This is a genomic window from Mesorhizobium sp. M7A.T.Ca.US.000.02.2.1, assembly GCF_003996995.1.
GTDB lineage: Bacteria > Pseudomonadota > Alphaproteobacteria > Rhizobiales > Rhizobiaceae > Mesorhizobium.
This window is the reverse complement of the sequence record NZ_RZTT01000215.1, coordinates 1-10,387: the sequence shown is the minus strand read 5'-3', so window position 1 is coordinate 10,387 and position 10,387 is coordinate 1. Positions and strand designations below refer to the sequence as shown.

Below are 10,387 nucleotides of genomic sequence, written 5' to 3'. Positions count from 1 at the left end.
CTCCTGGGAGGTGCTCAAGCCAGGCGGGACGCTCGTTTCCACTCTTTCCGAACCGTCGCAGGAAAAGGCAAACTTGCGCCGGGCGCGTGGCGTCTCCTATCTGGCCGAACCGAATGCGGCGCATCTTGCCGAGATCGGCCGCCTCATCGAGGCCGGCAAGGTCACCCCCTTCGTGGAAGCCACCTACCCTCTTGGAGAGGTCGCCAAAGCGGAAGAACGGCTGGAAAATGAGCATGTGCGTGGCAAGATCGTGCTTGAGGTTTCCGCCTAGCGAGTTGGTGCTTCTGCCATCCCTCTGGAACGGGTTATCCGATCCGCGCGTCGCCGTCGCGACTGTCGAGCCAATGACAGTCTTGACCATCATGCCGGCAGCGCAACCAAGAGCGTTCCGTGGTTTCCGGAAGCAGAGCCGGATCACGGGCCGCCAAGCCAATTTTAGCGACAGATAGCGAAACGATTGTCCCCAAGCATCGTTTCGAAACCAGACATGAATTCAATGAGGAGCGATGATGCGTAAGCGTTGTGCCATCTCACGGTGACGGCCGTGATTGCAGTTGACAGCCTTGCCAAGCATGACTTATCCACGTCCACACGGTAATGGATTCTGCCGGGCATTACGCCGTACCGCTTCCCCGATGAAGCTGATGACTCCTACTCAACGCGAGCCACGCGAAGGAGTAGAGTCGTGCCTGGAATTCACTTTCTGTGTTCTCCCAATCAGGGTGCCGTCCTCGACGGAGCGTCGCACGCATGACGCCGGCATCGATTTTCGGCCTCCGTTTTCAGCAAATCCGCAGTCTCACAAAGTGGATCATGACCGTTGTCCCCATGGCGGTCGCGGTGGGATCGCTGATTGCACTATTTCTCTGGAGCCTCGACAGGGCGACAGAGCTTCGCTTCGCGTTTCCCTGGCTGATCTTCTGCATGCCGGTGGCGGGTTTTGCCATGGTCTGGGCCTATGGCAGCTTCGGGAAGTCCGCCGAAGGCGGCAACAATCTCATTGTCGATCAAATCCATGAACCGGGCGGCGGCGTGCCGTTCCGCATGGCTCCATTCATCCTGGTGAGCACTGTCATGACGCATCTTGTCGGCGGCTCGGCCGGACGAGAGGGTACGGCCGTCCAACTTGGTGGCAGCCTGGCAAGCGCATGTGGCAAGGTATTCAAGCTGCCTCCTGCCGACGTCCGCATCCTCCTGATGGCAGGTATTGCGGCGGGCTTCGGGGCGGTGTTCGGCACGCCGATCGCGGGAGCGGTCTTCGCCCTGGAGGTTCTCACCATCGGCCGGATGCAATATGAAGCGCTGCTGCCAGCCCTGCTCGCGGCGGTCGTTGCCGATTGGACCTGCCATGCCTGGAGCATCGGCCACGTCCACTACTCGATCACCTATCTCGGCGGTGTCGGTAAAGGGATCGGCTTCCATCTTGACGCTTTTCTGATGCTCAAGGTGGTGATCGCTGGCGTCGCCTTTGGGCTGGCCGCACACGTCTTTGCAGAACTCTCTCATCAAGCGTCTTCACTCTACAAGACAATCCTGCCCTACGCTCCGCTACGGCCCGTGCTGGCGAGTGCCATGCTGATTGGTCTCGTCTACCTCCTTGGTACACGGGAGTATCTCGGCCTGGGCGTCTGGTCCCCCAATCCTGATGACGCGACGCTCCTTGGCTTCTTCCGTCCGGATCATATCGACTACTGGAGCTGGGCCTGGAAAGGGCTTTTCACCATCGTCACCCTGAGCGCAGGCTTCAAGGGCGGTGAGGTCACGCCTCTGTTCTTCATCGGCGCGGCCCTCGGCAGTGCGGTTGCAGGCGTCCTCGGTGCACCGCCAGACCTGTTCGCAGCTCTTGGATTCGTGGCGGTTTTCGCTGGCGCAACCAATACACCGCTCGCCTGCATGATCATGGGCATCGAACTGTTCGGGGCCACACACGCCGTCTATCTGGCGGTCGCCTGCTTCGTTGCCTATCTCTGTAGCGGCCATTCCAGCATCTATCTCTCCCAACGGGTCGGCGTGCCGAAGACGGTCGCCGCCAATGACATTCCGCCGGATATTTCCGTTCGCCACATGCGCGACATGAACGCCCAAGCCATGGGCGACCTCATTAGCCGTGCACGGCTGCGCTCCCTCCGGACAACCGCAAACTTTCAGGAAAGGCCTACCGTCATGACCAGCCACAAGCTCACCTCCCGCGAAGTTGGGATGGTCCGCATCTACATGAAGCCGCGCGAGAAAGCAGTCGGCAAGGCTGCTTGGTTCGGCAGTGGCAAGCCCCTCTACAGGGAGTTGGTCATGCAGGCCAAGGCCGCTGGTATCATGAATGCCGTCGCGCATAGCACTCATTTCGGATACTCGAACCATGGGAAGCTTCAGCAGGAGGGCGTGGAGATTCCCAGTCCCGATCTGACCATGTGCGTCGAACTGATCGCGGACCGTGAGCAACTCGAAGATTTCTGCTGCACCCATGGGGCGCTCCTGAGGAACAAGGTGATCGTCTACAAACACATCGAGCACTGGGATGTTCTCGGCCACGAGATCGCCGCCCAAGAGGCGCTGATGAGGGCTACACTTTGAAGAGACCGGAATGATCTACTTGGTCGTCTTCGTCGGCGCTGGGATCGCGTCGTGCGCTGCCGAAGGAAATCCAGGCGCTCTGGCCCGAAAATAGCGACGGCAACGAATCCGACGGCTTTGCGAGCAACCTTGCCGAGGCTGGCGCGCCGAGGGCGTCAGTCCCGCAAACGGTTGGCGGCATGATCCTGATGCTGCTCGGTCGCGACCTGCCTGGAGTCCAAACCGCGTTCTTTGGAATGCTGTGCCTTGTCGCGATTGGACAGAACCTTGTTTTCTTCAAGCTTGTCCTTTGGCGTTATGATGCGAATTTGTTGGTCATGGGTTTTGCGTCCAGTCATCGCTTCCTCCGGCGTGTTCGTGTTGGCGCTCGAAAGTCATCGGCCGCCTGTAAGGTCGGGTCACGGCGTTTGCCTGTCCGAGCCGGCTCTCGTGCTGATAATGGCAAGGTGACGGGATCGTTCCGAAGGCGTTGAATAAGCTTTTCGCCAGATGGCTCGGTTCACCGAGGCGCTCACGTTGACCGAGGCCGCCGCCCCGCCTTCTGAACCAGTACGTCCTTTGAACGTTTCGGCGACCGCCGGACTGGTGCCGGACGCCTTTCCGTCGCGCTCAGCGCAGGAAATCGACCACAGCCTGGATGAACTCTGCCGGATATTCGATGTTCGACAGATGGACCGCGGGCAGCACTACAAGCTTCGCGCCGGGCACCGCTGCGGCAATCATCTCACCGTGGCTGGCTGCTGTCACCGTGTCGTGCTGACCGGCGATCACCAGCGTCGGCCGCGGTATCAGTGCTACGGTGCGGCGAAGATCGGCGTCGCGAACCGCTGCGAACAGACCCGCCAGACCTTGCCGGTCGATAGCCAGCAGCATGGTGCGAAACTCTTCGACCACGGGCTCGTTGGCGGCAACCATCGACGTGGGGAACCAGTTGCTCAGGAACGTCTCGGCGGTTTCCGACATGTCCGGCGCCTGCCGCACCGCGGCAATCCGCTCGTCGAAATAGCTTGCCGGCGAGAGATGGGACGAGGTGTTGCTCAGGATCAGCCGGTCGATCCGCTCGGGCGCGTGGATGCCGAGCCACTGCGCGACGAACCCGCCGAGCGACAGGCCAAGGAAATGTACGCGTTGCAGGTCGAGCGCGTCGAGCAGCTCGATGACGTCGCGGCCAAGCCGGTCGAGCGAGTAGGCGCCGACGGGAACGCTCGATCCGCCATGGCCGCGAAAATCGTAGCGCAAGACACGGAAATGCTTCGACAACTCGCCGATCTGCTTGTCCCACATGTGCAGCGTGGTGCCGATGGAATTCGACAGCACCAGCACCGGCTTGCTTGCCTCGCCATCGAAGCGGTAGGCGATGCGCGTGCCGTCGCCCGTTGTGACGAAATTCAGCTCATTCATGATGAAGATTCCTTCTGGAACGTTGAACGAGACAGAGCCTAGCCGTGGAGCGTTTTTGTTGATATTACAAAGATAGGACAATCTCTGTAGTAAAAACTGACATGGCCGAATTCACCCTGCACGACCTGCAATGCTTCGATGCAGTGGTCCGCACCGGCGGTTTTCAGCCTGCGGCGGCCATGCTGTATCGCTCGCACCCGGCGGTGTTCGCCGCCGTCGCCAAGCTGGAACGACAGCTCGGCCTCATCCTTTTGGACCGCAGCGGCTATCGCGTGCGTCCGACCGATGCCGGGCTTTCGTTCCACCGCCGAGCGCTATCGCTACTGCGCGAGTTGGACGGTTTGCGCGTCCATGCCGCCCAGTTGGCGATGGGTGAGGAAAGCGAGATCCACGTGGTGATAGGCGACCTGTGCCCGCGCCCGCATGTGCTGGGCATGCTCGGGCGGTTCTTCGCACAGTACCCAGGCACGCGCCTGCATCTGCATTTCGAAGCGGTGGGCGGCCCATGGGAGCGTCTATTCGATGACGAAGCCGATCTGATCCTGCACTGGGTCGACAAGGGCGATGCGCGGGTGGAATGGGTTGATCTGTGCAAGGTGTCCTTCATTCCCGTGGTGGCGCCGGGCTTTCTGCCCGAGCGTATCGAGCAGCCGATCACTCTGGACCAGATGCAGGCACTCACCCAATGCGTCATGCGCGACAGCGCCCGCCATTCGCCACAACAAAACTATTCGCTGATCGAAGGCGCGCCGCAATGCCTCGTCGCCGACCAGGGCATGAAGAAGGAGATCATCCTGCAGGGCCTGGGCTGGGGCCACCTGCCCCGCTTCCTGATCGAGGAAGAACTGCATGACGGGCGCCTGCAATCCATTGCCGGCCGCCATCTGCCGGGCCGCACCGACGAACTGGTGGTGGCGAGGCGCCGCGACCGGCCGCATGGGCCGATCGCCAACCGGCTGTGGGATCATATCCAGCAGGAAGCGCCGGCATTGCGCCGCGCATTGGAGCCGAGGAGGCCCGCCGGACAGATACCGACCAACCTGTCGCGAAAGGCGCAACTGGAAACCGGTCGCTGATGACCGGCCGTGCAATGCCAGGACCTCTCGGGTCCCGTCCAGCGATCACTTCTTGACATACGCTCCAGGCTGGCGGCCGCTCTTCGGAGCCTTGGCGTCCTTTGAACGCTCCGCGATAGCGGGGCCGGCGCCGGACGTCTTTTCGGTTGCGGCGCTCGGCGTGACTTGCCTTGGCGGGTTTTGTCCCTCCGATTGGCGGGTGCGGTCTTCTACTTCATCCTTCCTGCGGGTGAGCCCCATTCCGCTGGCGGGCTTCTTGTTGGCGGCCGCATCCTGGGAGAATTCATCGGAAGCGTCGGCATCGGTCTTTGCCGGATATTTCGTCGCACCGGTTTCATAGCGGGTTTCGTTCTCAGTCATGACATCTCTCCAGTTGCATGACGGATAAACATCTCGGCGCTATCCGGGTTCCAATTCCTGGACTTGGATTCCGGACGGACCTGGATTCGGAGAGCGCCCGGTCGGCCAACCAAGCGACGAGATGAGCAGCACCCTACTGCAGCAGGCCCTTGACGATGCCGCTCGCCTTGCCGAAATCCATCTGGCCGGCATATTTCTGCTTCAGTGCGGCAATCACCTTGCCCATGTCCTTCTGGCTGGCCGCACCGGTCGCGACGATCGCCTCGCGCGCCGCAGCCGTCACCGCCGCATCGTCCAACTGCGTCGGCAGGAAGGTGCGGATGATCTCTATCTCGCCGCGCTCCTGCGCGGCGAGTTCGGGCCGCTTGCCGTCGTCGAAGGCTTTGGCCGATTCCTCGCGCTGCTTCACCATCTTGGCCAGGATCTGCAGGATCTCCTCGTCGCTGGCCGGCTCCTTGCCCGAACCGCGATTGGCGATGTCGCGGTCGTGAATAGCCGCCTGGATCAGCCGCAATGTCGGCAGCCGGTGCTTGTCCTGCGCCTTCATCGCGCTCTTCAGGGATTCGGCGATTTTGCCGCGCATGGTGCATTCTCCTTCGATCGGCGCGGACAATAGCGCCAGGCGCAAGCCAAGGCAAACCCTGATATGCCGGGGCAAGCCACTGATTTTGCTACGCGAAATAAAACATGGCGGCATTTCGCATGATCATTGACCGCCCTGCCCCCTTCCCCTATGTACTGGGCCTTGCATGAACGGAAATTTGACTGCGTGGAGGCCGCGAAATCGCCGCTTCGCGCCGTTTGCCGCGCAGATGGCCCGCCGGGCCGGTTGCAGCGCGCGGCCTGATAGGAGTGCCGCATGGCCGAGATGACCGCCGCCTCGACGCCCGCCTGGGCCACTGAAAAGCCGACCGCCCTTCTGGTGCTGGCCGACGGCACCGTCATCGAAGGTCGCGGTCTCGGCGCCACCGGCTCCGCCGTCGCCGAAGTCTGCTTCAACACGGCGCTGACCGGCTACCAGGAAATCCTCACAGACCCTTCCTATGCCGGCCAGATCGTCACCTTCACCTTCCCGCATATCGGCAACATCGGCACCAATGACGAGGACATCGAGGACCTCAATCCCGCCGCCCGCGCCGGTGCCGTCGGCGCCGTGTTCAAGGCCGATGTCACCAACCCTTCCAACTATCGCGCCGGCGCCGGTCTCGACCAATGGCTGAAGAAGCGCGGCATCGTCGCCCTGTCGGGCATCGACACGCGCGCTCTGACCGCACTGATCCGCGAAAAGGGCATGCCCAACGCCGTCATCGCGCACGCGCCCGACGGCGTGTTCGATCTCGACGATCTGAAGCGGCGCGCCGCCGCATGGTCGGGCCTGATCGGGCTCGACCTCGCCAAGGATGTCACCTCGGGCCAGTCCTCGGTCTGGCGCGAGACGCCCTGGGTGTGGAACGAAGGCTTTGGCGAACAGACCGAACCGACAATGCATGTCGTCGCCATCGATTATGGCGTCAAACGCAACATATTGCGCCTGCTCGCCGGCCTCGGCGCCAAGGTCACGGTGGTGCCGGCCAAGACCGGCGCCGAAGAAATCCTTGCCATGCAGCCGGACGGCATTTTTCTCTCCAATGGCCCCGGCGACCCGGAAGCCACCGGTGACTATGCCGTGCCGGTCATCCGGGATCTGTTGAAGACCGACATCCCGGTGTTCGGCATCTGCCTCGGCCACCAGATGCTGGCACTGGCGCTGGGCGGCAAGACCGCCAAGATGCACCAGGGCCATCACGGCGCCAACCATCCGGTCAAGGATCACACCACCGGCAAGGTCGAGATCGTCTCGATGAACCACGGCTTTGCCGTCGATGCCGACTCGCTGCCATCGGGCGTCGAGGAAACCCACGTCTCGCTGTTCGACGGTTCGAACTGCGGCATCACGCTGACCGGCCGGCCGGTGTTCTCGGTCCAGCATCACCCGGAGGCTTCGCCCGGCCCGCAGGATTCGCACTATCTGTTCCGTCGCTTCGTCAATCTAATCCGCGAGAAGCGCGGCGAGGAATTGCTGGCCGAACGGGTTTATTGACCGCATGCAATAGCGCGGCACGGCTTTGAGGGAGGAGCGACATGCCTAAAGACACAGACCTGCGTGCCGCTGAAGAAGCCCTTGAAGACGCCGCGGATGTGGCGATCTATGACGAACGCAAGGCTGAGCTCAAAACCGAAAAGGCTTTGCCCGCTGACGTGACCGTGGATATTCTGCGGGGCCGGCTCACGCACGCCGAACTGGCGCAGATCAATATTCGGCGTTCCGAGTGAAATGAATTGAGCACTAAATCCTCGACGAGGAAGCTTTGATCCTTCGAAAGCAAATCGCGTGACTTCGACATTTGGCTGAGACCTGCCTCCCATCCGGCGGACTTCGCCAAAGCGAATGGTCGATAGCGCCGCTGGCAGACTTCCAAGCGGCACAAGCCTCGCCCTCACGCCACCGACCGACCTTCGCTGGCCGGCGAACCATTGCTCGCGGTCGAGCACGATGTCCAGCGCCCTGATCATGGCCGCCAGCCTTTCCGGCTTCATCGAACCCAGCACCGGCACCAACCGGGCCGGATGGCGCAGTAGCCAGGCGATCGCGACGGCAGCCAGATCGCCGGCACCGATTTCTGCTGCCACCTGGGCAAGCGCTGCCCGCACCCGCGCCTCGCGCCCCTCCTTGCCGGTGAACAGCGAGCCGCCCCCGAGTGGCGACCAGATCATCGGCGCATAGGCAAGGCGCTGCGCGTGGTCGAGGCTGCCGTCGGTCAGCGCTGATGTCTTCAGCACCGACATCTCGATCTGGTTGGTGGCGAGCGCGAACGGCATTCGCGAGGCCAGCAGATCGAACTGCGACGGCGTGAAATTGGAGACGCCGACCGCCCTCACCTTACCGGCTTTGACCAGGCCGGCCAGTGCCGTCGCCGTCTCATCGGCATCCATCAACGGGTCCGGCCGATGCAGCAGCAACAGGTCGAGATAGTCGGTGCCGAGATTGGCGAGCGAGCGGTCGACCGAGGCCGCGATATGAGTGGCGCTGGTATCGTAGTGCTTCAGCCGGTTGTCCGGCCGGTTTGGCGATTTCTTCATGATGTCGCATTTCGAGATCAGTTCGATGCTGTCGCGCTTGCCTTTCCAGCGCGCCAGCCCGGCGCCGAAGGCCGCTTCAACCTCATAGTGCCCATAGATGTCGGCATGATCAAAGCTGGTCAGTCCGAGATCGACGGCGGTGCCGATCAGCCGTGCGACCTGATCGGCATCCGGGCGGGCGGAGCTGTCGAGCAGACGCGAGGCGCCGAAGACCAACCGCGACAGGGACAGTCCGTCCCGAGTCAGCGCAATGCGGCTGTCATGGCTCACACCTGCGCTCCATCTCGGCGACGCCGACGGAGACATTTGCGCGCGCCGTGGGCCTCGCCACGTTGGTGACGAAGACGATGACCGCCAGCGTCAGAAAACATGCGCCGACCAGATAGGGCGCACCGCCGAAGGTCACCGGCGCGCTTGGCCCGGTGAACCAGGAAAAGATCGCCGTATAGAGCAGCGGCGTGATGATCGAGGTGATCGAGAAGATCGACGTCATCGCGCCCTGCAACTCGCCCTGTGCCGAGGGCGGCACCTTGGCGGCGGCGAGGCTCCTCAGCGGCGGATCGGCCAGCGCTTCCAGACAGCCGACGACGATCACCGCATAGATCATCCAGCCTTGCGACGCGAAGGCGTAGCCGAAGGCGCTGGCTGCCGTGAATGTCAGGCCGATGACCGCCGTCTTCCACTCGCCAAGCCTCGGGATCACGCGCGGCAGCACCGTCGCCATGACGATCGCACCGCACAGGCCGAAGGCGCCGAGCGAGAAGCCGATCTGCTGCTCGCTCCAGTCATAGCGGTAGCTGGAGACGAACGACCAGACCGCCGGATACATCATGTGTCCGAGCGTCATCAGGAAGAAGACAAGCCCGATCCAGCCGATGCCTTGATATTGGCGCATCTGCAGCAGCGTGCCGACCGGGTTGGCGCGTTTCCACTCGAAGCGGCGGCGATGCTTGTCATCGAGCGTTTCCGGGAGGAAAAACAACGCAATGAGGAAATTCACGAAGGCGAGCCCGGCGGCGAAATAGAATGGCACGCGCGGCCCGAACGTGCCGAGCAGCCCGCCCAGAACCGGCCCGATGACGAAGCCGACGCCAAACGCGATACCGAGCAGGCCGAAATTCTTTGCCCGGTTCTCATCGTTCGAGATATCCGCGATGAAGGCTGAAGTCGTCGAATAGCTGGCGCCTGAAATGCCGGCCAGCACACGCCCGATGAACAGCATCGGGTAGGACCAGGCGACCGCGCAGATCAGATTGTCGATGGAGAAGGTCAGCACCGATGCGAGCAGGATCGGCCGCCGCCCGAACCGGTCGCTCAAGCCACCCATGATCGGCGCGAAGACGAACTGCATCGCCGCATAGACGAAGAACAGCCAGCCGCCTTCGATCGCCGCGCCACTGATGCTGACCCCGGTCAATTCCTTGAGATAGGCCGGCAGCACCGGCATGATCATGCCGAAGCCGATAATGTCGAGCAGCAGCGTGGTGAAGACGAGCGCAAGGCCCCGTCTGGCGGTTTTGGGATCGATCATGCTGGGTCAAGCTCCTCTGCTCGCCCTCAGGCGCAGGCGGACGCAGCTTATAGGCGAGCTCGCGGCAAGGAACAATGCGGGAACAGGCCGAATCTGGTTATCCTGACACCCCCTGACGACAACATCGCCGGCAGGTGAAGCTTGAAAACGGTCTGGTCAGATCGGCCCACTCAGCGTGTTGCAATCCGACAGCTTGCCGCTCTTGTAACCACGCGCCAGCCAGGTCTGCCGCTGCTGCGAGGTGCCGTGGTTGAAGCTTTCCGGTACGACATAGCCCTGCGTCTTCTTCTGCAGCGTGTCGTCGCCGATCTTTTGGGCAGCATTGAGC

Annotated in this window: 11 protein-coding genes and 1 pseudogene; 5 read left to right on the top strand and 7 right to left on the bottom strand. The window is 62.3% G+C overall.

The window, feature by feature from the left end:
- Together EOD15_RS20000 and EOD15_RS19995 are read left to right on the top strand one after the other, a co-directional pair.
- Window positions 1-271, top strand: a 271-nt coding sequence (locus EOD15_RS20000) for a zinc-binding dehydrogenase (RefSeq protein WP_148129591.1), incomplete at its 5' end; no start/stop codon positions are given.
- A gap of 479 nt (window positions 272-750) precedes the next feature.
- A complete protein-coding gene (locus tag EOD15_RS19995) occupies window positions 751-2,571 on the top strand; it encodes a DUF190 domain-containing protein (protein ID WP_127321383.1) in 1,821 nt (606 codons plus the stop codon).
- 155 nt (window positions 2,572-2,726) lie between these two features.
- Here the strand turns inward: EOD15_RS19995 and EOD15_RS19990 are convergent, their stop codons facing one another.
- A complete protein-coding gene (locus tag EOD15_RS19990; protein WP_127321384.1) occupies window positions 2,727-2,909 on the bottom strand; it encodes a hypothetical protein in 183 nt (60 codons plus the stop codon).
- 271 nt (window positions 2,910-3,180) lie between these two features.
- Window positions 3,181-3,972 (bottom strand): 3-oxoadipate enol-lactonase, encoded by a 792-nt coding sequence (gene pcaD / locus EOD15_RS19985; protein WP_127321385.1) that lies wholly within the window; start codon window positions 3,970-3,972, stop codon window positions 3,181-3,183.
- A 101-nt stretch (window positions 3,973-4,073) separates the two neighbouring features.
- On the opposite strand from pcaD, the gene EOD15_RS19980 reads away from it, so the two are divergent.
- A complete protein-coding gene (locus EOD15_RS19980) occupies window positions 4,074-5,048 on the top strand; it encodes a LysR family transcriptional regulator (protein ID WP_127321386.1) in 975 nt (324 codons plus the stop codon).
- Window positions 5,049-5,093: 45 nt separating this feature from the next.
- Here the strand turns inward: EOD15_RS19980 and EOD15_RS19975 are convergent, their stop codons facing one another.
- Window positions 5,094-5,408 (bottom strand): hypothetical protein, encoded by a 315-nt coding sequence (locus tag EOD15_RS19975; protein ID WP_127321387.1) that lies wholly within the window; start codon window positions 5,406-5,408, stop codon window positions 5,094-5,096.
- Window positions 5,409-5,541: 133 nt separating this feature from the next.
- Window positions 5,542-5,991 carry a GatB/YqeY domain-containing protein gene (locus EOD15_RS19970; RefSeq protein ID WP_127408759.1) on the bottom strand — a complete coding sequence of 150 codons (450 nt, stop codon included), beginning with the start codon at window positions 5,989-5,991 and terminating at the stop codon, window positions 5,542-5,544.
- Between the two features lie 276 nt (window positions 5,992-6,267).
- Between EOD15_RS19970 and carA the strand changes: the two genes are divergently transcribed.
- Window positions 6,268-7,488, top strand: a complete 1,221-nt coding sequence (gene carA, locus EOD15_RS19965; RefSeq protein WP_127322579.1) for a glutamine-hydrolyzing carbamoyl-phosphate synthase small subunit — start codon at window positions 6,268-6,270, stop codon at window positions 7,486-7,488.
- 41 nt (window positions 7,489-7,529) lie between these two features.
- Window positions 7,530-7,721, top strand: coding sequence for a hypothetical protein (locus EOD15_RS35820; RefSeq protein ID WP_164762061.1), 192 nt, complete (start codon window positions 7,530-7,532; stop codon window positions 7,719-7,721).
- Window positions 7,722-7,885: 164 nt separating this feature from the next.
- On the opposite strand, the pseudogene EOD15_RS19955 reads toward EOD15_RS35820, so the two are convergent.
- The 3 genes and pseudogenes from EOD15_RS19955 to EOD15_RS19945 all read right to left on the bottom strand — a co-directional run.
- A pseudogene (locus EOD15_RS19955) lies at window positions 7,886-8,798 on the bottom strand (aldo/keto reductase).
- Window positions 8,788-10,059, bottom strand: coding sequence for a TCR/Tet family MFS transporter (locus EOD15_RS19950; RefSeq protein ID WP_127408758.1), 1,272 nt, complete (start codon window positions 10,057-10,059; stop codon window positions 8,788-8,790). Before EOD15_RS19950 ends, EOD15_RS19955 begins: the two are co-directional and overlap by 11 nt.
- Window positions 10,060-10,215: 156 nt before the next feature.
- Window positions 10,216-10,387, bottom strand: a 172-nt coding sequence (locus EOD15_RS19945; protein ID WP_185929025.1) for a neutral zinc metallopeptidase, incomplete at its 5' end; no start/stop codon positions are given.

Bases quoted from the DNA above. Each gene is read 5' to 3' on its own strand.
- EOD15_RS19995 (WP_127321383.1), top strand. From the start codon at position 751: ATGACGCCGGCATCGATTTTCGGCCTCCGTTTTCAGCAAATCCGCAGT.
- EOD15_RS19990 (WP_127321384.1), bottom strand. From the start codon at position 2,909: ATGACTGGACGCAAAACCCATGACCAACAAATTCGCATCATAACGCCA.
- pcaD (WP_127321385.1), bottom strand. From the start codon at position 3,972: ATGAATGAGCTGAATTTCGTCACAACGGGCGACGGCACGCGCATCGCC.
- EOD15_RS19980 (WP_127321386.1), top strand. From the start codon at position 4,074: ATGGCCGAATTCACCCTGCACGACCTGCAATGCTTCGATGCAGTGGTC.
- EOD15_RS19975 (WP_127321387.1), bottom strand. From the start codon at position 5,408: ATGACTGAGAACGAAACCCGCTATGAAACCGGTGCGACGAAATATCCG.
- EOD15_RS19970 (WP_127408759.1), bottom strand. From the start codon at position 5,991: ATGCGCGGCAAAATCGCCGAATCCCTGAAGAGCGCGATGAAGGCGCAG.
- carA (WP_127322579.1), top strand. From the start codon at position 6,268: ATGGCCGAGATGACCGCCGCCTCGACGCCCGCCTGGGCCACTGAAAAG.
- EOD15_RS35820 (WP_164762061.1), top strand. From the start codon at position 7,530: ATGCCTAAAGACACAGACCTGCGTGCCGCTGAAGAAGCCCTTGAAGAC.
- EOD15_RS19950 (WP_127408758.1), bottom strand. From the start codon at position 10,059: ATGATCGATCCCAAAACCGCCAGACGGGGCCTTGCGCTCGTCTTCACC.